The 23,552-nt window shown below is 43.0% G+C and carries 26 protein-coding genes and 1 tRNA gene; 13 read left to right on the top strand and 14 right to left on the bottom strand.

Annotated features, from left to right (window positions below):
- The first annotated feature begins 33 nt into the window (after positions 1-33).
- Together QXL29_05255 and QXL29_05250 are read left to right on the top strand one after the other, a co-directional pair.
- Positions 34-2,190, top strand: a complete 2,157-nt coding sequence (locus tag QXL29_05255) for an STT3 domain-containing protein (protein ID MEM2283999.1) — start codon at positions 34-36, stop codon at positions 2,188-2,190.
- Between the two features lie 14 nt (positions 2,191-2,204).
- Complete coding sequence (locus tag QXL29_05250) at positions 2,205-3,434, top strand: amidohydrolase family protein (GenBank protein MEM2283998.1); 1,230 nt, start codon at positions 2,205-2,207, stop codon at positions 3,432-3,434.
- On the opposite strand, the gene QXL29_05245 is transcribed toward QXL29_05250, so the two are convergent.
- Positions 3,421-4,137, bottom strand: coding sequence for a VTT domain-containing protein (locus QXL29_05245; protein MEM2283997.1), 717 nt, complete (start codon positions 4,135-4,137; stop codon positions 3,421-3,423). The two genes, QXL29_05250 and QXL29_05245, sit on opposite strands and share 14 nt — an antisense overlap.
- A gap of 36 nt (positions 4,138-4,173) precedes the next feature.
- On the opposite strand from QXL29_05245, the gene QXL29_05240 reads away from it, so the two are divergent.
- The gene (locus tag QXL29_05240) at positions 4,174-4,671 is read left to right on the top strand and encodes a ZPR1 zinc finger domain-containing protein (protein MEM2283996.1); all 498 of its coding nucleotides are present in this window, start codon (positions 4,174-4,176) and stop codon (positions 4,669-4,671) included.
- Between the two features lie 617 nt (positions 4,672-5,288).
- Here QXL29_05240 and QXL29_05235 read toward each other — a convergent pair.
- From QXL29_05235 to QXL29_05225, 3 genes are all read right to left on the bottom strand, one after another.
- On the bottom strand, positions 5,289-5,708 hold the full coding sequence (locus QXL29_05235; GenBank protein ID MEM2283995.1) for a nucleotidyltransferase domain-containing protein: 420 nt from the start codon (positions 5,706-5,708) through the stop codon (positions 5,289-5,291).
- The gene (locus QXL29_05230) at positions 5,683-6,081 is read right to left on the bottom strand and encodes a HEPN domain-containing protein (protein MEM2283994.1); all 399 of its coding nucleotides are present in this window, start codon (positions 6,079-6,081) and stop codon (positions 5,683-5,685) included. Before QXL29_05230 ends, QXL29_05235 begins: the two co-directional genes overlap by 26 nt.
- 409 nt (positions 6,082-6,490) lie before the next feature.
- Positions 6,491-6,565: transfer RNA gene (locus tag QXL29_05225), tRNA-Arg, on the bottom strand.
- Between the two features lie 239 nt (positions 6,566-6,804).
- Between QXL29_05225 and QXL29_05220 the strand changes: the two genes are divergently transcribed.
- The gene (locus QXL29_05220) at positions 6,805-7,656 is read left to right on the top strand and encodes a TIM barrel protein (protein ID MEM2283993.1); all 852 of its coding nucleotides are present in this window, start codon (positions 6,805-6,807) and stop codon (positions 7,654-7,656) included.
- Here the strand turns inward: QXL29_05220 and QXL29_05215 are convergent.
- Complete coding sequence (locus QXL29_05215) at positions 7,653-7,826, bottom strand: hypothetical protein (GenBank protein ID MEM2283992.1); 174 nt, start codon at positions 7,824-7,826, stop codon at positions 7,653-7,655. The two genes, QXL29_05220 and QXL29_05215, sit on opposite strands and share 4 nt — an antisense overlap.
- 110 nt (positions 7,827-7,936) lie before the next feature.
- Between QXL29_05215 and QXL29_05210 the strand changes: the two genes are divergently transcribed.
- The 4 genes from QXL29_05210 (at position 7,937) to QXL29_05195 (ending at position 11,612) form a co-directional block, all read left to right on the top strand.
- Positions 7,937-9,343 carry a TrkH family potassium uptake protein gene (locus QXL29_05210; GenBank protein ID MEM2283991.1) on the top strand — a complete coding sequence of 469 codons (1,407 nt, stop codon included), beginning with the start codon at positions 7,937-7,939 and terminating at the stop codon, positions 9,341-9,343.
- A gap of 85 nt (positions 9,344-9,428) precedes the next feature.
- Positions 9,429-10,106, top strand: coding sequence for an NAD-binding protein (locus QXL29_05205; GenBank protein MEM2283990.1), 678 nt, complete (start codon positions 9,429-9,431; stop codon positions 10,104-10,106).
- A 79-nt stretch (positions 10,107-10,185) separates the two neighbouring features.
- Entirely contained in the window at positions 10,186-10,995 is an 810-nt protein-coding gene (locus QXL29_05200) for a hypothetical protein (protein ID MEM2283989.1), read from the top strand.
- Positions 10,992-11,612: a hypothetical protein gene (locus tag QXL29_05195; protein ID MEM2283988.1), complete on the top strand. Its 621-nt coding sequence runs from the start codon at positions 10,992-10,994 to the stop codon at positions 11,610-11,612. The genes QXL29_05200 and QXL29_05195 overlap by 4 nt, the downstream gene beginning before the upstream one ends.
- Before the next feature lie 56 nt (positions 11,613-11,668).
- On the opposite strand, the gene QXL29_05190 is transcribed toward QXL29_05195, so the two are convergent.
- From QXL29_05190 to QXL29_05170, 5 genes are read right to left on the bottom strand one after another with little or no spacing between them, the layout of a single operon-like run.
- Positions 11,669-12,370: an ABC transporter ATP-binding protein gene (locus QXL29_05190; GenBank protein ID MEM2283987.1), complete on the bottom strand. Its 702-nt coding sequence runs from the start codon at positions 12,368-12,370 to the stop codon at positions 11,669-11,671.
- A gap of 35 nt (positions 12,371-12,405) precedes the next feature.
- Entirely contained in the window at positions 12,406-12,825 is a 420-nt protein-coding gene (locus QXL29_05185; protein ID MEM2283986.1) for a hypothetical protein, read from the bottom strand.
- Positions 12,804-14,369, bottom strand: coding sequence for a hypothetical protein (locus QXL29_05180; protein MEM2283985.1), 1,566 nt, complete (start codon positions 14,367-14,369; stop codon positions 12,804-12,806). Before QXL29_05180 ends, QXL29_05185 begins: the two co-directional genes overlap by 22 nt.
- 32 nt (positions 14,370-14,401) lie before the next feature.
- Positions 14,402-16,108: a hypothetical protein gene (locus QXL29_05175; GenBank protein MEM2283984.1), complete on the bottom strand. Its 1,707-nt coding sequence runs from the start codon at positions 16,106-16,108 to the stop codon at positions 14,402-14,404.
- Positions 16,105-16,716, bottom strand: a complete 612-nt coding sequence (locus QXL29_05170) for a DUF447 family protein (protein MEM2283983.1) — start codon at positions 16,714-16,716, stop codon at positions 16,105-16,107. Before QXL29_05170 ends, QXL29_05175 begins: the two co-directional genes overlap by 4 nt.
- An 85-nt stretch (positions 16,717-16,801) precedes the next feature.
- Between QXL29_05170 and QXL29_05165 the strand changes: the two genes are divergently transcribed.
- Together QXL29_05165 and QXL29_05160 are read left to right on the top strand one after the other, a co-directional pair.
- Positions 16,802-17,509 carry a 6-hydroxymethylpterin diphosphokinase MptE-like protein gene (locus QXL29_05165; GenBank protein MEM2283982.1) on the top strand — a complete coding sequence of 236 codons (708 nt, stop codon included), beginning with the start codon at positions 16,802-16,804 and terminating at the stop codon, positions 17,507-17,509.
- A complete protein-coding gene (locus QXL29_05160) occupies positions 17,485-18,444 on the top strand; it encodes a hypothetical protein (GenBank protein ID MEM2283981.1) in 960 nt (319 codons plus the stop codon). The genes QXL29_05165 and QXL29_05160 overlap by 25 nt, the downstream gene beginning before the upstream one ends.
- Positions 18,445-18,467: 23 nt before the next feature.
- Here QXL29_05160 and QXL29_05155 read toward each other — a convergent pair whose 3' ends face one another.
- Positions 18,468-19,448: a hypothetical protein gene (locus tag QXL29_05155; protein ID MEM2283980.1), complete on the bottom strand. Its 981-nt coding sequence runs from the start codon at positions 19,446-19,448 to the stop codon at positions 18,468-18,470.
- Positions 19,449-19,517: 69 nt separating this feature from the next.
- Here QXL29_05155 and QXL29_05150 point away from each other — a divergent pair, with 69 nt between their 5' ends.
- Positions 19,518-20,408, top strand: a complete 891-nt coding sequence (locus QXL29_05150; GenBank protein ID MEM2283979.1) for a RimK family alpha-L-glutamate ligase — start codon at positions 19,518-19,520, stop codon at positions 20,406-20,408.
- Between the two features lie 149 nt (positions 20,409-20,557).
- Here the strand turns inward: QXL29_05150 and QXL29_05145 are convergent, their stop codons facing one another.
- Positions 20,558-21,034, bottom strand: a complete 477-nt coding sequence (locus QXL29_05145) for an Lrp/AsnC family transcriptional regulator (protein MEM2283978.1) — start codon at positions 21,032-21,034, stop codon at positions 20,558-20,560.
- Positions 21,027-21,269 (bottom strand): hypothetical protein, encoded by a 243-nt coding sequence (locus QXL29_05140; protein MEM2283977.1) that lies wholly within the window; start codon positions 21,267-21,269, stop codon positions 21,027-21,029. Before QXL29_05140 ends, QXL29_05145 begins: the two co-directional genes overlap by 8 nt.
- Positions 21,270-21,349: 80 nt before the next feature.
- Between QXL29_05140 and ilvA the strand changes: the two genes are divergently transcribed.
- Both ilvA and QXL29_05130 read left to right on the top strand, forming a co-directional pair.
- Complete coding sequence (ilvA, locus tag QXL29_05135) at positions 21,350-22,570, top strand: threonine ammonia-lyase (protein MEM2283976.1); 1,221 nt, start codon at positions 21,350-21,352, stop codon at positions 22,568-22,570.
- Positions 22,563-22,901: a hypothetical protein gene (locus QXL29_05130; GenBank protein MEM2283975.1), complete on the top strand. Its 339-nt coding sequence runs from the start codon at positions 22,563-22,565 to the stop codon at positions 22,899-22,901. Before ilvA ends, QXL29_05130 begins: the two co-directional genes overlap by 8 nt.
- Here QXL29_05130 and QXL29_05125 read toward each other — a convergent pair.
- A complete protein-coding gene (locus QXL29_05125) occupies positions 22,879-23,532 on the bottom strand; it encodes a DUF1614 domain-containing protein (GenBank protein MEM2283974.1) in 654 nt (217 codons plus the stop codon). The genes QXL29_05130 and QXL29_05125 overlap by 23 nt on opposite strands.
- Between the last annotated feature and the right edge of the window lie 20 nt (positions 23,533-23,552).

The following is a 23,552-nucleotide window of genomic DNA, read 5'->3' as shown; positions in this document are numbered from 1 at the left end:
GCTTTAAGCTAATTAGTTTTAGCAGGTGATTAGATGAGTTTGGGCTTCCGTGGATTGAGAAGAAAACACGTCACTATGCTGGTATCTTTAGTGGTTTTACTAGCTTCAGCGGTGATTGGTTCTTATCTTAGGCTTTATCCAGTCTTTAATTCTTTTGAATCAGGTTACGGACCTATGTTGAATGAATTAGACCCTTACTCAGAGTATTGGACTGCTGAGAAGCTTCTTGAGAAGGGTCTCGCTTATTTCTTCAGCTTAAACGAGCATAACGAGGAAACACATATTTTCTGGTATCCTTGGGGGAGAGACTTTGTTAGGTCTTCCCTGCCTCTAACACCGATGTTTTCTGTTATTACATACTATGTAGCACGCTTATTCAGTCCTGGTTTGAGCTTGTATGAGTGGATGATGTATGTTCCTGTAGTTTTCTTCATATTGTCCTTAATAGGCATCTACTTAACTACTAGGGAATTGTGGGGTGACATCCCCGCCGCCGTTTCTTCTTTAGTGGCGGCGATAATCTTTAATAGCAGGCAGTTAGCGGGCTTCACAGTAAAGTACTCTGCTGGATTAGGCTTTATTTTCCTGGCTACATACTTCCACGTGAGAACCTGGAAGAGAAGGAGTTACGTTGACGCGTTACTGTGCGGTATTTTCATGTCCTTGACTGCCGCCGGGTGGGCGGGCTTCAACTTACTTCTAGCAGCTATTTTCTTGCAGTTGGTTCTGCAACCCCTGATAACTAAGGTTGCTAAAGAAGACTTAATACTTTGGGGTTTTGAGACATTACCTCTTGCTTTGACTATAGCTATACTGCCTTTTTACGGCCCCTTATACCTGGTTTTGAGTGTAGGCATACTAATACCGTTAGGTTTTGCCGTTATAGGTATTGCTCTACTATTAGAGCACGTAGCGACTCAGAAAGTAGTTAAGTTAAAGTACCCTCTCTTAACTAAGTGGCGTTTCATCTACTTGCTCTTGATAGTCTTGATAGGTGTGGGCGGTCTCGTGGGACTTACTACAGGCTTCCTCCACTTGAAAGGTAAGGGTCTGGCCGCGATGGGTTTAGGGGAAATGACGCACGTGTTGGTAGGTACTGTGCAGGAGTACGCGTCAGCAAGCCCGCAGAACTTCATATGGAGTAGTGGGGCTCCTTTCATCATCTCGCTTTTGATGCTCGCATACTTCGCGTACAGAGCTTTTGTTAAGAAGAGTGTTTTAGATCTCTTCGTAGGCTTAATGGTGCTACTAGCAACGTACGCCACAGCTAACGTATCTTACTTCTTCCCATACCTGAACTGCATCGTGTCAATTTCTCAAGGTAGCTTCATTGCTTTACTAGTCCCATATCTCTCTAGAAAGAAAGACTTGATGCTAGCTTTGCTGAGCGCTTCGTTGATGGTTGCTTACCTGTTCGCTACGTTGTTCCAGGGAGTAACTGTCTGGGTGCCTGCCTACAAGTCTCAGACACCGATGATACTAGACTCAGGTCTCGGTTTCGGGAGAAACGTGCCTGCCTGGCTAGATACTCTAGAATGGATTAAGAACAACACACCTAAAGACTCCGTAATTATTTCGTGGTGGGATTACGGATACTGGCTCAGCGTCTTAGGGGAGAGAGCTACGGTAGCTGATGGCGCTACGCTCAACGCAACACAGATAGAGTTACTAGCTAAAGCTTTAACAGGTACTGAGGAAGAAGCTTTCGAGATATTTACTAGGTACTTCCGTGTACCGCCTGACAAGACATACGTAGTGCTATATGACGTAGTTTTATTCTCGGAACAGCTCAGCTCAGCTTACGTAGGCCCCCTAGCTTTCCAGGGAGGAACTTTCATCGGGGCAGACATGGCTAAAGGCATCTCAGCCATCTATAAGATAGCCGGTAAAAACCCCCCGACCACGACCGTCACTATAGGGCAATACAGCTACCTCATGCCAAACTGGACTAGTCAAACATTAACTAACGCGACCCTATACAAGATATTCCTTCACTCAGTCCATGAAGTATTCGGGACTACTGGCTACCCTGTCAGATTCCTTTACGGAGCACTCCAGTACCCGCAATATGCTCCGCGGCTAGAGAAGCCTGTGCTCACGATATTTAAGCCTGCACACATAGCTGTGAGTCAACTCTATGAAGGGAGTAGTGTTTACGTCGTAGTAGCTGTTTATAAGATGGGTGACTAAAACACTTGAATGAAGTGTGCGGAGATTACGTAGTGATAAACCCCTACCTTTGGTTATCTAAAGCTTGCGTACGTTTCGATACTAGAATTAAGGAAGTGTACGCAGCTCCAGAAACCGCAGAGAAACCTGACAGAGTGAAGATCATCACGCACGGCATGGCAACCACGCACACTCACTTAGGTCTCTACCCAATAAGAAACACTGTTGTATCTGGTATGAATCTAGATGATTGGGTTAAGAATTTCGTGTGGGGTTGGGAGAGGTTTTTAAGAGAGAATCCGGAAGTTAGTTACTACGCGTCTCTGCTAGCTATAAGAGAACTTCTTGCTTCAGGAGTCACAGCTTTCGCAGACATGCACGTTAATGAAGACATGGTTTACAAGGCGGTCTTAGAGAGTGGCGTTAAAGCAGACTTGAGTGTCCCTATAATGAATCGAGGTATCTTCGAGAGTTATGAGGAAGCTCTAGAAGAGAACTTAAGTCTACTCAAGATAGTTGATGAACCTAAGGTCAGGGTGAGGTTAGGACCCTGCACTCCTAGGTTGCTTCCCCCAGACCTCTTCAGAGAAGTAGTTGATTTAGCTAGAGAACGCGAGTTAGGGGTCCACACACACCTGGCAGAAGTTTTTGAAGATCTTGTGTGGCTTAAGAGTAAGTACTCAATGAGTCTCAGAGATTTCGTGAGATTTGTTGGTTTAGATAGAGTGAACGCTATTGTAGCCCATGCTGTGTGGGCTGAGGAAGTAGCGGACGTGCTGTCTTACAGTAACTTCGTAATCTCACACGCTCCAAGATCTAATATACTCTTAGGTGACGGGAGAGCGCCGGTGAAGAGTTACTTGAGGAGTCAGTCGAACGTGACTATAGGTGTTGATGTAGCCCCAACTTACGACATAAGAGATGACTTGAGGGCCTACGCACTCCTTCACTATGAGGGGGAGGGACTCCCTAATCTACAAGAAGCTTTCCTTCTCGCGACTACGGTCGCGTATAGGAGCTTAGGGTTCGGTAAGGGTGAGTTGATTGAAGGAGAGGACGCGGACTTGGTTGTGTGGTCTGTTGAGAATCCGGTTTTAGGGAATCCTGTAGCTCTCGTGAGTTGGTGTAACTCAGTCGTCGAAGAAGTCTACGTGTCAGGTTCTCTAGTCTTCAGTAGTGGGAGACTTACACACGCGCAGAAATCAGTAGACAAAGCACGTGAAGTTCTAGCAGAGATTCTTAACGAATTCTTTAAGCCTGGGTAAGCACTTTTTTAAGGTCCTCTACGATTCCCTTGCTTACTAGACTTAACTCCAGCATTATACACTTAATTGAGGCTTTGAGACCTCTGTCTATATGTGCTTCGACTACTTTAGACCAGTCGATCTTTATGATATAGTAGGAGAATACTAGAGAGACTGCTATGAGGATAGGTATCGTGTGGTATCCTAGCTCCTCACTCAGAGAAGCTAGGATACTCCCGTAAAACACCGCAATACTCTTTAAGAACAACTTACCTAGAAAGACTGAGAAGAAATACACCACCAGAGAAAAGCCTGAGAGTCCTAGGGGGAGGTAGAGTATGTCGTCAGGCAATGGTAGCGCCGCGAAAACGAATATGGCTAGCGCGAGAGACTTCTTAGCAATCTTGTTGAAGAGTTCTAGATTCTTTTTACTACTCTTACTTAAGAGTTTAGAAAATCCTTTCCCAATGAAGTATATGAGGATCTTACCTATGGAGGCCCCCAACGCTGAAGAAATCACTAGTAAGACTCTATCGTATAAGCTTGTATACTTGAATGCAAGCCCTATTATTACTAGCAAGTAAGGGAGTGAAACGAATGGGATAGAGTTACTTATTAAGCTGATTAAGAACGGACCTAGAAAGACTGTTTCGAGAGACTTAAGTACCTCAAGGATTCCATCTATCACTGCTACAGCACCGTTTAGCTCATATATCTCACTCATACTAACTTAATAAGTACTTGAGTAAGTTATGTTTTAGTGTGTGGCGTGATGGAACTAAATAAAGTCTTCAGTAGTGAGGGTAAGTGTCCTGTATGTGGTAGCGAAAAATTAGAAGTAAGTGCTTACGTATATGAAGTGCCTTACTTCAACAAAATAATTATTGAGGTGTGGAAATGCAGTAATTGCGGTTATAAGAGGTCTGACGTGAGTACTCTGGAGCACGAAGGTGAGGTCAAGATAGTTTTTCCAGTAAGGGAAGCAAGAGACTTGAACGCGCTCGTTATTAAGTCTTCTACTGCAAGCATAGAAATACCTGAACTAGGAGTCGAGATATTCCCGGGGCCCGCGGCACAAGGCTACATAACTACCGTCGAGGGACTCCTAGAAAGAATACTGGAAAACACTCCAACAGAGTGTTTTGAAGAAAGTAATCAATGCAACGAATTCGTTAATAGAATTAAGAAAGCAATGAACGGCGAAATAAGCTTTACCATAATACTCACAGACCCCTACGGAAGAAGCGCGATAAGATAATACATGACACTACTTAGCAGTTCCGTTAGTCAGAAAGTTAAGAGGCAATGAAAATATTAGCAAGTCAGGAACTCACAACTTCTCTCAAGACTACGTGTAACGCCCTAGATGTGGGAGTAGGCCCAAAGACGGGGTTTGGGTTTCATGTTTGTTGTCGACCCTTGGCTTCATTGACCTCAGGCCCCTTTTCATTGGAGGTCTTATCATCGGTCTCTACTCTTTCAGGGTAACCCCACCCACGGCTCGCCCTCACCTAGCTCTGGTTCATTGCTGTGGGGAAACCCCCACATACTGGCTTTAGATACCCCACCTACTCGGGTCTTCACTACACACTCACATTGTGGGTAAGCTTAACCCACAATAAAGTAACTTACGTCAACCCCTTATAGACCTTTATGAAACCCAAAACAGTTGCACTAGGCGGTAGTAGAGTGTTGCGATGCACTGAATGTGGATTCACGGGGCGACAAAGACGTAGTCAGACATAGTCGCGTGCATTAACTTATTCCTCAAGTACGCAAGATGTGGGATACGGGGAAAGAGATGAGGTGATGACATCACTTAATACAAACTCGCAACCCGAAAGCCTCGCCCTTTAGGGTGGGAAGAAGGTTAGCTTAGGTAGTAGGTGGTATAATCACCGAGGTTTCTGATTTTTTAAGTCCTTTTCTCAGAAGTTCTTCATAAAGTTTGAGAAGTTCCTTAAATTCCTCCCTACTATATAGGATTATACCTTCCGAAAGCGCATCAATAATTATTGGATTCCCCTTCTTAAGCATTTCAGTAGCTTCATTAAGAGTGTATGGGTGGGGTTCTATGTTTATATTTATGTTGCTTACTAACTCTAAAATATTTCCTATCCTATCTAGGTATCTCTCTCTAAAATCAGCTATTATCAATATATCGTAATCGCTCCACGGCTTATAATCCCCTCTAGCGCGAGAACCAAAAAGTATCACTGCATATGCTTTAAAACTGCTTAAAATCCTCTTAATAACTTCTGATAACCCTTCATAGTCTAAGTACGTTTTTGACAAATTGAATCACTCTCTCAGCCGCGTCTAGAGCCCTTCTCGAAGTCTCTTCGTCATAGGCTTCGTGAGGCGTTCCAGCTGGATGGGCGTTTGGATACCTAGACGGTATATAATGCCTATCCAATTCTCTCGCATAGGTCATAAGGTCATTTGGGGGAGTCTCACCGAGTCTACTATAGTACCGTGCGAGGAGCTCCCTAACACTATGCCCCCATGGAGCCTCATTAACATTGTAGAGAAGCGCCTTACAAGCCTTTTCAGCTGCTTGGTGAGAGTAGAATGCAGCCGCATTAAATCTCCTCTCCCTATATAGAATTTTGGCTGTATCAAGATCCCACAAAGCCTCATTAAACCATCTTAAAGCCTCACCCCTCATTTAGTACTCACCACAACTAATTCTCCTCCATATAAAGACTATACTAACTAAGCTTTAATATTGTATTTTCCTAGGTTTTCCTTTGTTACGTAGTTTAGAGCTTAGTTTCTAGGAAGCGAGATAGGTAGCCACTTATGATTTTACAAACGAGTTTATTCGCAATACCCTATATGAGGTCCTGAAGAAAGATCAGGTAGTCATACTAAAATTCATTAATTTTAGTCAGCATTATAACCTAGAGATTTCAACAACATGAGTAAACCATCTAAACTCATAGCGTGTTATGTTAATCTCGTTCTTCTGCACATCACTGGAATGTTGATATACATCTCGGGCTTCGTGCTCTGGCAGTCCGCAGAAACTGTTTAAAACGATGGTTTTACAAGCCATCACCATGCATGGGTATAAGCGGGCCCGCCGGGATTTGAACCCGGGACCTCCGGCTCCGGAGGCCGGCGCCCTATCCTGACTGGGCTACGGGCCCCTTTACTACTATGCGTAATAGAGCTTTAAATTGTGTTTCTCTTCTTATTTTGTGGCTTGTGTTTCTAGGCGAAAACTTTATAAGGTATGGTTGTTTTAGGATTTATGGGTCTACTGAGGGTCGTGTGAGACCCCGAGGTCGGTGGTTCAAATCCACCCCCCGCTACCACTTTGTTTTCTTATTTTCTGTCTGTTTTGTAGTTTTATGTTTTCTTAGTTCATATTTATGTGGTGGTTTGTTTGGGTCTTGGTGGTTTGTTTGTTGGTCCTGCAGGCATTCCTTTATCTGCTAAGGGTTCCGGGGTAGTGAGGGGTGTTAGAGTGGTTAGGGAGCTTGGCTTAAGTGCTATGGAGATTGAGTTTGTGAGGGGTGTGTGGCTTAAGTCTGAGGACGCTCCCTCTCTTAAGGAGGTAGCTTCTGAGGTGGGTGTTGTTCTCAGTGTTCACGCACCATACTACATCAACTTACTGTCTAAGGAGGAGAAAACAGTTAGAGAGTCTGTCGAGAGGATACTTAACTCAGCTAGAGTTGGGTATCTTGCTGGCGCCTGGTCACTAGTCTTCCACCCCGGCTATTATGGCAAGCTAAGTTCTGAAACAGCAGTGAGTGTCGTGAGGAATATACTCAAGAACGTTGTTTCTAAGCTGATTGACGAGGGAGTCAAGATCTGGGTAAGACCCGAGACAATGGGTGGGTTAGCAGAGTTCGGGTCTCTTGAAGAGGTAATAGCTGTTGTCGAGGGTGTTGAGATGGCGCACATAGCCCTCGACTTCGCACACCTCTACGCAAGGAGTAGAGGAACTATAAACAAACTGAGAGAATTTGAAGAGATTCTTGAATTAGTAGAAGCTAGGTTAGGCAAGGAAGCTTTGAAAAACATGCACATACATCTCTCGGGCATAGAGTACGGTGATAGGGGAGAGAAAAGACACTTAGACTTCAAAGACTCGAGATTTAACTGGGTTGACGCGGTCAAGGCCTTGAAGAACTACAACGTTGAGGGAGTCATAATATGTGAGTCTCCGAGTCTAGAAAGCGACGCCCTCTTAATAAAGCAGAAGATTGAAGAGTTAAACACACTACACACTTAGCTACACTTGATCTTAGAGTCTTTCGGGGGGCAAATCCTGAACTTCTCTAAAGCTGTGCAGACCTGATCAATAGGTATGAAGGCAGTAGCTCCTGACTTAAGCTTTATAAATACAGACTTCCCGACAACCTTGATCTCGGCTTCCTCACACGACGAGATTAATCTAACCACCAAGTATTCATTACGCTACGCGAGGATATAAGACTGATTAAGGACGCTCAACGTATGGAGTTGCCGGAAATATTATTAAGGCTTCTTATGAGCTAATATTGGGCTCTCGAATGCGTTTAAAAAACGTTTTGTTCGCTCTCTCTGGCTTGCTAGCTATAGTGGGTTTCTTAATGACTCTAATACCACTTACTGACTTGATAGTAGGTGATGAGTTAAGCTACTCTTTCCTAATACTTGGTGTTGCTTTAGTGATTATTGGGTACATGTCTTTTAAGAAGGCTCAGAGCTTAACAGTGATTGAGTCTCTCTTAGTAGCTTCACTAGCTTGGTTAATAATACCTGCCTTAAGCGCCTTAATCTTGATGATTGAAGTTAAGATAGACTTTATTGACGCTTTCTTCGAAAGCATGAGTGGTTTTACGGGCACTGGATTCACGGTCTTAAACCCCTCTACACTGAAAAAATCTATCTTGATGTGGAGGGCGCTTATGCAGTGGAGTGGTGAGTTAGGGATAGTGGTGTTTGCCATGATCGTGATACCCTACTTCTACGAGACTGCTAGAGCTGTTTACGGTCTTGAAAGACCGATAAGAATAGGCATGAACATGTATGAGACCGCGAAGAGGCTAATCCTAGTATACGTCACATTAACTCTAGTAGGTTTTGTTTCATACGTTTTGTCAGGACTAACACCTTTCGACGCGTTAACACACATAATGACTACTATAGCTACTGGAGGCATGTCCACGTATAGCGAAGGCTACAACGCAATATACGCGGGCTCCCCAAACTCAATAACCCCATTCATAGTCTTCATGATTCTAGGAGCTTTCAACTTCGTAGTACTCTACAACTTAGTCACGGGTAACTTCAGAGAAGTACTCAAGTCAGAGGAGTTGAGGTACTTCATCTTCATACTAATCATTCTTTCAGTGATTACGGGAGCTACATATTACGTTCTCGAAGAGAGAGACTTCTTGAGTGGGTTCTTTAATCAGGTATCAGGGATGAGCACTACAGGATTTAACATAGGCTCTTTAAAGAGTTTAAGAGACTTTACTAAGTCTTTACTGATACTCGGAATGTTTTTCGGGGGGATGACTTTCTCTACTGCGGGCGGAATAAAAACCCTCAGACTCATAATGCTCCTCAAGAAGCTGAATATCTATACGGAGAAGATAGTTTTACCACCCTCAGTTGTTAAGAGAGTCGTGATACAGGGCCAGAGTGTAAGTGACGACGAAGTATCTATTTCTTTCATGCTGATAGTCCTATACGCAGTATTTGCGTTCGTCATATCATCACTCATAACATTATTCAGTAGCGAGTACCTATTTATTGACACTTTATTTGAGACAGTCTCAGCATTAAGTTGTGTTGGCTTAAGTGTTGAAGTGATTACTCCTACAGCACCGCCAGCAGCTAAGATCTTGTTGATACTAGCTATGTATGTAGGTAGGCTTGAGTTCACACCACTACTTGTATTGAGGAGTCTGGCAGCGCGACGAAAGTATTAAGTCACTCAACTCAAAGTGTTTTGCGAGCGCGTCCATTAGCTAGTCATTTAAAAACGTGTGTTTAGCTATATATTTTGGTGTGGTAATGAGGATTTTAATTATTGGTGGCGGTCCAGTAACTCAGGAATTACTTAAAGCTTTCGAGTCTGAGAGAGAGCTTAAGAGAAATGAAGTCATCGTTGTTGAGGTAGACGCTGAGAAAGCAGAAGAGATCAGTAAGGCTTTCGACGTCATAGTCATTAAGGGAGATGCTAGAGACATTTCTCTCTACGAGTCTCAGATCGCGTCTCTAACACCTCTCAGTGAATTCGATGCTGTGTTAGCCTTGACAGACCGTGAAGAAGTCAATGTTTTTGCTTTAACTATAGCTAGGCATTACGGCTCGGCAGTCAGGCTAGCCAGAGTCAAGAGCGTTAGGGTGGGGGAGGTAGTCTCTAAGCTAGAGTTAGGCGTGCCTATCATAGTTCCTACAATCATAAGTGGTTTCATAAAGACTTACTTACAGACCTTACTTCAGCCAAGACTTGTAGGGGAGGTAGATGAGTACAAGATCTACTGCTTAACAACTTCAGGAACAGATAAAGCCGTTAATAAGAGGATAGACGAGCTGCAGTTGCCTGAAGACGTGAAGGTGTTGTTCGTGTTTGACGGGACTAGATTGTATGTGCCGAGCAAAGATGAAGTTATTAAGGAGGGTTACCTACTCTACATACTAGCTAAGACATCAGACATAAACGTAATTTCCGAGATTTTTAAAGGCTAGCACCTCGGCTTACTGCTCTAAACTCCTAGCAACTTAATAAGTCTCTCAACAAATATAAATCAGGCGAGGTAGTTTAGGGGTGGATGGCCCGCTAGAAAACATCTCCTTAGGCTTGCCTCTCTCATTTCAGGATTTCATGTTGATAATCATATTAGTAGTGGTTGCTGTAGCTCTCAGGTTTATTTTTTCTTGGCTACTCACTAACATAGCTAAAAGAGGAGTTATTTCTCAAGGAACGAGAATACTCGTTACTAGGATAGTAGACATAGTGATTGCAGTAATGATTCTCATAGGAGTAGTAGGTATAGTTACGGCGTCTCTAGTTCCCTACGTGGTAGTTTTCGTGATAGCGATACTCTCCCTACTGCTCTTCTATAACGAGGTAAGAGAGTTCTCAGCATACATAAACATTCAGTTAATGAGGCTGAAGAGAAACCCCTGGGTTGAAGTGTACTTGCCAGGCATAGATAAGCCATTAACTTGCAGAATACTCGACATCTCACCCTTCAATACCACGCTCGAAGACGTTTTCGGTAACAAGATATATGTCCCTAATACGGTCTTATCTAACTCCGTCTACAGGGCTAGACAACCACACGTAGTTATGAGGCTTGGGTTAAGCGTAATACACGGGCTAGCTAGTACAGGTGATTTCGACTGTAGCAGGATAGTTAATAAGGTGAGTGATGTAGCTAGAGACATGTTGTTTAGGGTAGAAGCTGAGAGCACTTTACTCAGGATGGTAGATCCGCAGAGAGTCGAGATTATGGTGAGTTTAGTGCCGGCTAAGCTACCCATAAGAGCGAGCGACATAACTAGACTAACTACTAAACTTTCTGAAGCCCTTAAAGACTATAAGCCGGAGATAGAGATAGTGAGGATTTCATGAGTCGCCGCTGGTTTAGTAAGCGAAACCATCAAGACAGCAGACTTCCTGCGGAGAGCTTAAACAGTTGTGAGAGTCTAGTTTTCGAGGTGTTTACTCACGGCTTAAGCTCTGAAGAAGCTGATGAAGTAGTTAACACTTTACAATTCTTCAGCCCTAAGAGGGTCGAGGTAAGAGTTCTTAGTGAGATACCAGAATCTTTCTTTAATTTAGTTAGGCACCAGTACGACGGGTTCTCAACAGCTAAGTGGGTAAACTCGCTACGTGTTTTAAAGAACTCAGTAGTTCTTGGGGTCATGAATATAGACGCTTACGTAGATCCACTAAATTTTATTTTCGGTATAGCGTTGCCTGAACTCAACGTAGCGACGGTGTACGTGATTAGACTAAGGATCAGTGTGTCTAAGAAAGGATTCTTGACTAGGATGAGGAAAGAGATAGTGCATGAGGTAGGTCACGTCTTCGGATTAAGACATTGTAAGAACAAGTCTTGCGTCATGAGCTTCAGCAACAGCTTGGCTGACGTAGATAAGAAAGACTTCAGGTTATGCAATATCCACTACACAGAGTTAAAGAGTAGGGTGCCTTGCGCAAGTGAGGAGTTACTGCTTAGAACTTAGCTTAGTTGGTTACTAGACCTCTAAGACTCAAACAAGTCCACTACATCCCTACTAGTTTACAGTTCTTTACGTTTGTATGTTGTGTCTTTCAGGTAGCCGTCCATTAGCGTGAGTGACCTGTCCATTAAGTCTAGAAGTCTTGGGTCGTGCGTGACTATAATTATAGTTGTTTTGAAGTCTTCTCTTATGTTCTTAAATAGTTCTATTACTTTCAGGGCAGTATTCCAGTCTAGGTTAGCTGTCGGCTCATCTGCCAGCAGTACTGAGGGGGTCATGACTAGAGCTCTGGCGATAGCTACTCTCTGCCTCTCACCGCCACTCAAGAGCTTAGTTTTCACGTTGACTTTATTGTGTAGTCCTATATAATCTAGGACTTCTTTAACTCTCCTACTTCTTTCTTCTTTACTTACTCCAGCAATAAGCATAGGCAACTCAACGTTCTCGAAGACTGTGAATTCGTCAATCACTCCGTAGTCTTGAGGTATGTAGCTAACCACAGTATTCCTGATCATCGCTAACCCGTTCTCGTCTAACATGTTGAGGTTATACCCATCAACAATTACTTCTCCTCTGTCAGGTCTTATGAGTCCAGCTATCAGCTTGAGTAGAGTTGTTTTGCCGGAGCCGCTGGGCCCGTGTATACCTATTATTTCTCCCCTCTTGAAAGAAGCGTTAATTTTCTTGAGTATCACTACCTTATTATTCCCTTCATCATATGTCTTCCACACGTCTTTCAAGAGAACAACGACTTCTTCCATAGCCTCCCCACCGTAAATTATAGACTTAAGAGGTGTTATATTTGGGGGATGGTGGCAGTATCTCTGACGCGTTTGTAGATCAAGCTTAACGTGGTTAAGACTATAAAGAACGTTAGGGTTAGAGCTAGTGAGAAGCTTAGCACGTCGACTGCTAAGTAAGGTAGTGAGAGCACGCTAGCTACTAACAACGAGTAAAGTAATATAAGTAACCTCACACTGTTAGGTCTCAAGCCGTAAACGAAGAGCACGTATAAGAGTATTGAGTGGAGTCTTGAATCAACTATTACTACTGCAGCCGAGGCCGCCATACTAAGCAACATAGTGAAGTAAGGTATTAGAGCGTTACTCCTGAAAAACAATATTACGAGTAAGTTGATTGAAATAATCACTGATATCTTAAGTCCCGAACCTTTAGTAACTGTCTTAATAAAAATTACGAAAACGTTGCTTCCCAAGCTTTGACACCACCTACTATCCTAGATATAGCTAGAGCGTTAATACTCCTACTCATGCTCTCAGACACTTCCTCAACCCCGAACACTACACTACTTATGTTTATGTATGACCTCTCGCTAGTGACGTTTATGAATATCGTTAAGTCTATTCCAGAACCCCAAGAATCTACGTAATTCATCTTAGCGTGAATGAAGGCCTCATCTCCCTCAATCCTCCACTCGACGTCCTCGACAGTGAAGAACTCGTTTGTCTTGATTAACTTGATGACGAATTCAACCAGCTTATTTATGTCAGTAATAGAAGACATTAAAACATACCTGGGTGTCGGCGGCATGTAAGCTTCTGTAACCAGCTTTTCCGGCTTAACCCTCAGAATTATGTATGTTGTCGAAGCAATCCACGAGATAATCAAGGTCACTACTGAGTTCAGTGTTGACGCACTACCCATCGAAACAAACACGTACGTTAGTGTGAGGAGTCCTGGAAACATTATTGAGGTGAACGTGTAGCTAACTATTATTATTGTCATAGCCCACGGCTGAAAACCCATGAAAGATATCTTGCTCCTCAACTCTCTTAAGTAGGGCGTAGTAGAAGAGAAGATTGATATTATTATGATTGAAGCAGTTATTGATGAAAGAATAGCGGAAATTAACGAGTCAGGTGTCGGTATCCGAGTTTCTGAGACGTAAGTCACGTAACCGCCGCCAGCTACAGCCGCCTCCGTGACAGGGTAGCGCGCCTCAAGAAACTCGAATACCTTCATAAGGTTGGGAGATTCACTCAAATTATTTATTACTATGTCTGTAGCCATTAGTTCTTCACTGCCCACGAGCTCCATCACGTTATCATAGGTTGATATTAAGACATGCTGTAACGGCACAGTTATTGGTTCTGCCCCTACATATCCTTGAATAGGTACTAGTGGAGTTTTATAAAATATAGTGTAGCTTTTCAGTAAGTTACTGTCTACTTGAATTAAATTAATCTCTATCCTCCTATCATCAACTAATATAGTGTCTTTCGTGAGTTCTTCTGAGAGCTCACTATAACCAAACGTGAGTTTAGGTAGTTCTCTGTTGAGGCTCAAGTCTTTCAGTACGGTCTCTTCAACCCCTATTAAGACGTATATTAACTTCTTGTTTTTCTCTAGCTGGTAGGGTCGATCTAAAATTACTCTATAGAAGTATGTGCAACGCCCTCCTAAGCTCAAATTACTTAATAGGGTTGAGCAAGCTTCAACACTGACTGGCTTGCTAAACCTGATCAGTATTGTGTGCTGAGTGCTCGCGACTGAAGAGTCTCTAATAACAACTAAGTTGTTCTCGTATCTAGTGTTGAGTCCTGACGTTATGACAGAGAAGATCGTGGCTAGTATTATCAAGTATGTGAAAGACTTTCTGAGTATGAGTAAGCTTAACTTATAGATGCCAACTACTCTCGCTAGTCTAGCTTTAATGACTACTTTAAATTCTCTAAGCATGCCTGACTCTGCTTCAACGTATTTGATGGCTGCGTAACCCACAGCTAGCGTGACTAACAAATAAACGAGTAGGAATATTACTGTGTTGATGACTATAACACCCCCGCCAAGCTCATCAGTACTGAAGTAGCTACGCCTAAGCCAGCACCTGCTAGGACTAGGCTTGAGTATGTGATTAAAGACTCGTAAACGTCGACTCCTATTCTAAAAGCCACGTACTTAATGATTGAAGCAATTAAGAAGAGTATTCCTAAGTCCGGAGTCAGTGTGACCCCAATTAATATGCCGAATAACGAGATGTTACTGAGACCTAAAAACCTGAAAACTATTATTAACAGAAAAGCCAAGAATAATCCTGTAAGAATAGAGTATAGATTGAAGGATGATAAGTCCCCCTTATAGAGATTGTTCATCCACATGACTAGAGGTACCCACCTAAGCAAATTAAGTTTAGGTGACGTGAGTCCGAATGTGTTGAGTAGTGTGTGTCCGTAGAGGAGAGTTATCGGCGCTCCTAAGAGCATCAATAAAGCAAGCGAGAAAGTCGCTACCTCAGCTCTGACCTCGAGAGTCTTGCCAGCTTTGACGTAGTTTAGGGTGTTGGCCGCCACGAATTGCGGCATCGGCACTCCAGTATAGGGGTCTAGCAACACGTACGGGGTAGCTCCTCTAGCACCTGACAAAAACAGTGTTAGTGTAGCTAGAGGCAGTGTTGCTTGCGAGACAGTCCCGGCCTCGCCGGCTACTCTCAAAGTGAAAATCGTTAAGAATATGTGGAGAGCTACGAGAACAGGAGTGATTAGAAGCATTGTTGTCGTGGCTTTACGCAAGTATATTAGTGGGACGACTAAGCTACTTATGAGGATAGCTGAGAAAAGCATGTAACGCATTAGATACCTGCTTGAGTAGACGTACTTTAGTGAGGTCTTGAAGTAACCCCTGCCAGTAATCATGTAATATGAGGACGCCACTATTAAGAAGCCGCTGATTAGCGAGGCTATGTAGGGGGCGGCAGCAGTAGCTAGTGCGTGATTGTCTAAAGAAGGTAAAGATATTAGGAGACCTAATGAAGCAAGTAGAGGCGTTACGAGCAAGTATGTTAGTACGTTACCAATCCCTATCCCGAGTGATGTGTTAAGGGGTATTAGTATCGCCAGCATTAAAACAAAAACGTCTAGAGTTAAGGCTAAGGCAGCCCCAGGTATTATCTTTTGCATGACAGAAGTCACGTCAAGAGTTAAGCCCCCTAAATACATTAAGGAAAGCTGTGTTAAGAAGCCTATAGAGAGAGCTAGTGCCAGGTACTCCCTCTTAAGGACTTTACCCACTTGAATGACTCTAGCTATGGACGAGCCTATAGGGTAAGGTAGTTTTTCTTTCTCTATGTAGTGTTTGTAGAAAACGTAGGCTATTAGAGACCCTGAGACAGATACTGCCGTAGCGTATGAGTAAAACAGTAAGACATCAATACTTAGAGAACCTACGTAGTAAGTCCATGAAGGAAGCTCTAGAGTTGCTGTATCTCCGTATGTGTTGAGCATAGTGTAAGTAATGTACATTCCTGCAGTTATAGTCGTTGAGATAGAGATTCCGGAGGCTATGATTACCCCTAAGAAGTGTTCAAAAACAGATGGTGTCTCCCTAAAAATCACCCTATACGCGACGAGAAATATTATAGCAGACACTATACCAGCTATCTCAGCCGTAGTGTAGCCGGTTACCGCGTATCCGTAAGTGTCTACGAAGCCTTGAAGAAGCCCGACTACTAAACCTAAGATAATCGCTCTCGCTAAACTCATCTCAACTTACCACCTAGCAACTCACTTAACTTACTCTCGATGGTGTTAGCCATCTCTACTAGTTCGAGATTCCCTAGCTTCCTGACTAAATTGAGGTTTATTCTTAATAAGTTTAGATACTCTGGTATCTCTTTATCTCCCTTACTAACTAACGCGGCGATCTTAGTGTAGTAGACTAACGCCTCAAGTAAAGCGTTATTAGCTCTACTTAAGGCTAGCTTAGACCCAAGACCTTCATAGATCTTCTCTGCCGTGACCAGAAAGACAGCTCTGTCATCAGCTGAATCTAAGAGTTTAGCCCGCCCCTCTACGTATAAATCAAAATTGCCTCTAATTACTGGTGGTCTTTCTAAACCACTAAACTCAAAATCTATTTCTTCTTGCTTGAAGATAGCTTTAAAAAAGTATCTCGCGTCATGCGTGAAATTCAGAGACAACATGGGTCTTAGAACTAGGTTCGTGTAAGTCTTGCTACTCCTGTAAGGCCTGAGTATTAAGTAGGGCTCACTATACTCCACACCCATGGGAGCTACGTGAGGACTTAACTCCTCATTTAGAGTTACAACTATTGATTCGTGATATCTAAACCTAAGGAACTTGTTAATCAATCTCTCCTCACCCTAATCTCAAGATATTTAGCAACTAAACAAAAGTTAATATTCTACGTGTTTTGTCTGTGTTTGGGTGCTGGTGTTGAACAGCCTAGTATGGGCCTCACTACATGACATCATTAGGCGTGAGTTCGGATTTAGTCATGAAGAAGATTTCACCGCAGCCGAGGTCTTGAATGTAGTGCTGCAAGGGTTTAGCAAGACACGGAATGAAGTATTAAGAGATTTAAGGAAGCTCATTAAAGACTCTAAAGTTCTGGTAGTTGGTGCTGGCCCCAGCTGTAAGGAAGTCCATAAGTTTATGAGTCTCTACGACGTGGTAGTAGCTGCTGACGGGGCTTTAAGGTGTTGTCGCTATGCTGGTGTAGAGCCTCAAGTAGTAGTCACAGACCTTGATGGTGTTAACTTAAGTGACTTAGTGTCTTTTAATGGGTTTATCGTAGTGCATGCTCACGGAGATAACATAGATAAATTAGTGTCTTGGACTCCCATACTAAAAGAGAAGAAAGTTCTGGGCACGTCTCAAGTCTTATTCTCGACATCTAACATAGGTTTTTCCGGAGGCTTTACAGACGGGGATAGAGCTGTTTACTTAGCTCTCGAGAATGGAGCAGCTGAAGTAGGGCTCATAGGTTTTAATTTTGAAGGAGTTGTAGGTAGGTACTCCAAGCCAAACTTAAAGAACGAGACTCCGGCGAGTCCGGTAAAGAAGAGAAAACTTTATTGGTGTAAAGTCTTAATTGACTTGATGAGGCTGAGCTGGGGATGCAGGATAGACTACGTAGCGTAAAGTTAAGAATTCCTTACAGACTTCACTTAGGCTTCTACAGGTATAGAGACTTACCCTACTTCTTCGGGTCTACCGGTGTAGCTGTGAAGGAACCCTACTTAGTAATGAAGGTTTCTAAAGATGTTGAGAGTAGCCCCTCTATCAAGACCCCTACTACAGAATCTGAGAATATAGTTTTAGAAGTGTTAAGAACGCTTAATATTGAGAGAGGCGTCAGCATAGAGATTAACGGCTTCTTAAAACATCATGTTGGTCTTGGGTCAAAAACTAAGTTGGTTATGGGTCTACTTAAGTCACTTAAAATTCTCGGTTGTATTGAAGAGAAGACTTCCCTAGATCATTTAGCTAAGAAGCTGGGTGTAGGACGTGTTTCAGGCATAGGAATCTACACTTTCTTGCATGGAGGTTTTGTAGCTGATACTGGCGTATTCCGAGGTAATGGAATTATTAAGTATCCTGAGTTACTACTTAGGCTGAGACCCCCTAGATGGAGAGTTTTGATCGTGGTGCCTGAGGGTGTTAGAGGCTTTCATGAGAAAGAGGAAGAAAACGTGTTAAGTAACATAGAGCCACACGAGAATCAAGCAGAACTTTACGCTCTCCTCACCCATCTAATCACTTCAGTTAGACTAAACGACTTTCAGCTCTTTAGTAAGGCTTTATCTAAAATACAGCTGTTTGCAGGACAATACTTCAGTAAGTATCAGGGCGGCATTTATTCTAGTGAAGCGTCTTCTCTCATAGCCGAGACATTAAGTAAGAATGGCGTCACAGCGTTGGGGCAGAGTAGTTGGGGGCCATCTATCTACGGCTTTGTTGAAAGCTGGAGAAAAGCTGAGGAGGTCGCTAAGGTATTAAACGACTTAAGTACTTCTCTCAAGCTGAGTTTCTGGATGACGGAAGTCTCGGGGAGAGGTTATTATATTCTCTATTAAGTTCGGTCTTACACGACATTATACTATACTCTAGTTAATATGTAGTATGTTATTAGCGATAAGACAGTGTTTAAGAATATGAGAAGACTATATGTCTTTACTAAGTCTTTTTCAGTGAGTGGATTCTTCAGAACTAGTAGTTGAACTAGCGTCACCGGAGTTTTTCTTGAGGTGTTGGGAGTTATCTTAACGTCTTCTGTTAGTACTACAGGTCTTGGGATACTCTCCTTGTTTTTGAATCCGCCGATGCTAGCTAGTATGCTGAAGCCGTTAATTATTAGAGGTATATGGAGCATGAGTGCTAAGTATTCTCTCCTTAATAGTATGGCTTGAGAAGCTACTAAAGACCCTAATATGAAGGACCCGCTATTCCCGTTAAATATTTTTGAGGGATATATGTTGAAGGGGAGGTAACTAATTAGGAGTGACACGACAAACAAGGCAAACACAAGTCCGCTGTCGAGTGGCTGAGGGCCGTCAATGGCGGCAGATATTAGTAGAGCTATTGATGAAGTGAGTGCTACTGTAGCTGCGATGCCGTTATGTGTGTCGACCATGTTGTATGCGTTTATAGATACTGTGTAAGCTAGCGGCAACAACAACGGGTACGCTATGTGTATTCTTAGAAGACCGACTAACGGCACGTAAGGTCTTGGTATGTAGGCAGCTCCTATCAAAACTGGTAGTGAGGGGAGCGTAAGTAAAGCAACTTTCCACAAAGCTCTGAGACCCTTGAAATCGTCGTATAATCCTATCATACCCGCGATAATCGCTGCTAAGATGTGGTAGGCTACTAACACCATGTTACTTGTTAACGAGAGGACTAGTCCAGCAAGTAAGGTCGTTATGAATGCTGGTCCGGCAGTCTTAGGTATTCTTGGTTTATCAGGCTTGTGTATGTCAGGAGCTACTATCTCTTTAGTTTTTTCAATATTTATTGTGATATAGGTCGACACTAACGTGACTACTATCGCCGTCAATACCCACTCAATCACGTACTTCACTCTAGTAATGTTTATTCATGTATACTCTTAAATAGTTGCTGAAGCTAAATAGACTTGAGGTAATGAGGTTTGAGAGTTGCTGTAATTCATGAGGCTCCAGTCCCTCCCCAGTCTGCTAGAGAGTTGCTTACAGAGTTGTTAAGGAGAGGGATTTCCGTCCTATATCTGAGGATCTCAAGACTCAACAGTGAGGTCTCGAGAGACGGTACTCTAAGGATAAGCTACGGTAGTGAACATGTAATCGAGATAGACGGTGGCTTAGTTAGGGGAGTCGGTTCTGTAGCGAGTATGGAGACTCTACTAAAGAGAATGAATACTCTGAAGCAGTTTGAGATGAGTGGCGTGCTTCTAGTTAATAGTACTGAGGGGTTTCTGAACGCTCGCGATAAGTATAGAGCGACTCAATTACTAGCTAGCTCAGGGATAAGAGTTCCTGAGACTAAAATTACTGAAGATGTTTACGTGTTGAGCGAGACTGTCAGAGTTTGGGGTAAGACAGTGATTAAGCCCTTGATAGGCAGCATGGGTTACGGCTCACTACTCGTCACAGACCCTGACATAGCCTACATAATAGGCAAGACTTGGCTTAGTCACAGCCAGCCACTCTTAATACAAAAATACACCAGATCTAGAGACCGAGACGTGAGGGTCTTCGTAGTAGGTGATGAAATTCTGGGGGCGATATACAGGTACAAACCGGAAGACACTTGGAAAACTAACGTGGCTCAGGGTGCGAGAGTTGAGAAAGCACCAGTTGATGCTGAGCTAGCAGAGATATCAATGAAAGCTACCAAGACTCTAAAACTAGATTACGCAGGAGTTGATGTGGGTGAGACAGAGGATGGCTACGTAGTTTACGAAGTCAACGCCATGCCTAACTGGCAGGGCTTTTACTCAGGTACGGGAATTAATCCTGCTCCTAAGATAGTAGATTACTTGCTTAGAAAACTGAAAAAGTAGATTCTCAACTTAAGAGCAAGAATGACATCACTCCCTCATGAAAGTAGGGGAGAAGTAAGAAACTATAAGCCCAAAAATCAGTTTCTTTGTTGTTTAAGTCACTGAGTTTTCATTTTGTTTGGGTTTGTGAGTTACGGTGAGGGATCCTCCTAAATACTTAGTCTTGAAAACGCTTTACTAACGTTCTTACTTTCTAGGGTTTTGAAGACGTACCTTACCTTCATTTCAGTAACTCCTTTAATCATAGCTATTTCGTCTATTACGGAAGAAAGTTCCTCGTTGTTAGTGGCAACTACCTTAATTAAGAGTGGATACTCACCACTTACTTCGTAAATTTCTAGGACGTTTGGTTTTCCCCGTAGTTCTTCTATGATGTTCTTCATGTATTGTGGAGCAACCTTAACCTCTACATACACTTGCTGTAGAAAGCCGAGCTTATTCAGGTCTATGTCTATCGTGTAGTTCTTCAAGATCTTGCTGTTCTTTAGTTTCTTGACTCTCAAATATATTGTTGACTCACTTACGTTTAGGTTGCGAGCTAATTGCCTGAAGGGAGTCCTAGAGTCTTCAAGTAATTTAGCAAGTATTTTTATGTCTAGTTTATCAATCTCTACGTCTTCAGACATCCTGCACGCACCTACTGCCAAACCTGTTCTCTATTATTAGGTAGTAATTATTATTTGCCTCCTCAATATCCACGAGTGATAATCCAGACTTAATCACGAGTTCCACGTACTTCTGTACTTCACTCACGTTCTTAACTGCTACTTTAACTCTTTCTCCACACTCCATAGTACTGCTCAATTCTTCGAAGAGCTCCTTAGCTTCTTTGACGCTCCTCACGATCTTCTGAGCCTGCAACACGCAACCTCCTCTCGTATTTCATTGTGTTCTTAATTTAATTAATCTGATGATTTAATGTTTTAGGGTGTGAGTATTTCGTGAGAGGTGGTGTTGACGACATATTTAGCTTAGTGCTTAAGGCGTCAGAAATTCTCAAGCCGGTTATTCACAGAACTCCAGTATTTCACTCAGCTTTCTTCTCTTCTCTCACAGGGAAATCCGTGTACTTAAAACTCGAGAATCTTCAGAAGACAGGGTCTTTCAAGGTTAGGGGCGCTTACTTCAAGATATATACTCTGCCTGAGGAAGTTAGGTCTAGAGGAGTCATCACTGCTTCTTCCGGTAATCACGCGCAGGGAGTCGCGTACTCAGCTAGAGAACTGAATATACCTTCTCTGATAGTAATGCCTGAGACTGCCCCCACGTACAAGATAAACGCTGTCAAGTCTTATGGTAGTGAGGTCTTACTATACGGTCAGATATATGATGACGCCTTCAAGAAGGCTCTAGAACTTAGTGGGGAGAGGGGAATGACCCTCATACACCCATTTAACGACCCCTACGTAATAGCTGGGCAAGGGACTATAGGGCTAGAGATTGTTGAGGACGTTAGCACGGTAGACACTGTTGTTGTGCCTATTGGTGGGGGTGGGTTGATAGCCGGCATTGCTCTAGCTGTTAAGAAGCTTAGTAGTGGGAGGATCAAGGTAGTTGGCGTAGAGCCTTCTGTAGCAGCCAAGACTAAACTGTCTTTAAGTATGGGCAGACCAGTAACCGTGATGCCGCAACCTTCACTTGCTGACGGAGTTTTAACTAAGGGTTTAGGTGACTTAACTTTTGAGATAATTCGTGATTACGTCGACTTAGTTCTTGAGGTCGAGGAAGACCAGATAGCGAGAGCTATCTACCTACTGCTAGAGAGGACTAAGTTACTCGCTGAGGGTGCTGGGGCTCTCCCCGTAGCAGCTCTACTGTCTAGGAGCGAGGAGATTCCTGGAGAGAATGTCGTGGCTGTTATTAGTGGCGGGAATGCAGACCTCACAACCCTCTACAGGATCTTAATGAGGGGCTTAATACGGGAGGGCAGAGTAGCTAAAATAACTCTTTCCCTGAAGGACGTTCCAGGAAGCTTGGAGAGAGTTCTGAAGATACTTGCTGACTTAAGATGCAATATTTTAGACATATCGCACGATAGGTTCGACCTTGACATAAAACCTGGTTATGCTAAAGTCAAGATATTGATGGAGGTTTCAAGCGAGCAAGTAATTAAGATTGCTATCACTAGATTGCGTGAGTTGGGGGTTGAAGTACTTGAGTAGCCGCGTGTTCTTCACAACAGCACTACTAGTAGAGTCTCTCCCCGAAACTTACGAAGTGCTGATTAGGGTCTTGAGTTTAGTGAAAGAGAACCTAAAAAAGTTAGGGTATGTTTGCAGTATCGAGGAGCACTCGTATGTTTGCGGGTCTTCAGACACTCTAATTAAGATTCTTCCTCAACTCTACGGCGTTGAGGCTAGAATGATTGAGTCACGGCACTTCATAGTTAAAGTATCTATAGACTCGCTGATTCCAGAGAAGATTGTGTTAATTAATGACTTAATCACCTCTCTGCTTAGAGAAGCAGGTCTTAAGTATAGGAGAGTAGAGTAATGAGACTGTAGACTATCCTCGTAGTTATTGAGGATATGGCTGGAATCAGAAATATCGCGTCTCTGACCCCGTACCCGCCCACGATTATCGACTTGGTTTTAAAGAATGTTACGTATCTTAGGTTAAGTAAGTCTACGCCTGTGAGAGTAGCTAAAGCACTAACAGAGTATGTCAGCATAAATAATGTGCTTGAGTCTAGTGAGTAGTGTGTGCCTACGGCAAGTACTAGCATAACTGTCGTGATGATGCTAGAAGCTAATGAGACTAGTATACCTTTCTCGAAAACCATGATTGAGAATCTGTTGTAAGCTATCGTTAAGAAAGAGAATAGCAAGAAATAGATGATGAAGTATTGGGGTAGCCGGTAAATCACGTAAATACCTAGCATCAACCCTAGAACAGTTGGGAAGAGTAGACCAGATAAGCTTACGTAGACTCTTAATTTCTGAGTGGTCTTCAACTTGATCTTCTGTAAGGCTCTTAAATTAGCGTAGCTTAAGTCAATTACTTTCAGTAAGTCACCACTGATAGTCTTGCTAAGCAGGAAAAACCTGATCTTGTCACTATAACATAGTAGTAGTGTGAGTATCGTGGACAGGTACGTGACGTACTCGACACTCAAACCTAACAATAAGCATAGTTCATGGAAGA

It is taken from the genome of Zestosphaera sp., assembly GCA_038843015.1.
GTDB lineage: Archaea > Thermoproteota > Thermoprotei_A > Sulfolobales > NBVN01 > Zestomicrobium.
This window is presented reverse-complemented; position numbering and strand designations above follow the sequence as displayed.

Bases quoted from the DNA above. Each gene is read 5' to 3' on its own strand.
- QXL29_05190 (MEM2283987.1), bottom strand. From the start codon at position 12,370: ATGGAAGAAGTCGTTGTTCTCTTGAAAGACGTGTGGAAGACATATGAT.
- QXL29_05210 (MEM2283991.1), top strand. From the start codon at position 7,937: ATGCGTTTAAAAAACGTTTTGTTCGCTCTCTCTGGCTTGCTAGCTATA.
- QXL29_05160 (MEM2283981.1), top strand. From the start codon at position 17,485: ATGCAGGATAGACTACGTAGCGTAAAGTTAAGAATTCCTTACAGACTT.
- QXL29_05205 (MEM2283990.1), top strand. From the start codon at position 9,429: ATGAGGATTTTAATTATTGGTGGCGGTCCAGTAACTCAGGAATTACTT.
- QXL29_05230 (MEM2283994.1), bottom strand. From the start codon at position 6,081: ATGAGGGGTGAGGCTTTAAGATGGTTTAATGAGGCTTTGTGGGATCTT.
- QXL29_05195 (MEM2283988.1), top strand. From the start codon at position 10,992: ATGAGTCGCCGCTGGTTTAGTAAGCGAAACCATCAAGACAGCAGACTT.
- QXL29_05255 (MEM2283999.1), top strand. From the start codon at position 34: ATGAGTTTGGGCTTCCGTGGATTGAGAAGAAAACACGTCACTATGCTG.
- QXL29_05175 (MEM2283984.1), bottom strand. From the start codon at position 16,108: ATGAGTTTAGCGAGAGCGATTATCTTAGGTTTAGTAGTCGGGCTTCTT.
- QXL29_05245 (MEM2283997.1), bottom strand. From the start codon at position 4,137: ATGAGTGAGATATATGAGCTAAACGGTGCTGTAGCAGTGATAGATGGA.
- QXL29_05145 (MEM2283978.1), bottom strand. From the start codon at position 21,034: ATGTCTGAAGACGTAGAGATTGATAAACTAGACATAAAAATACTTGCT.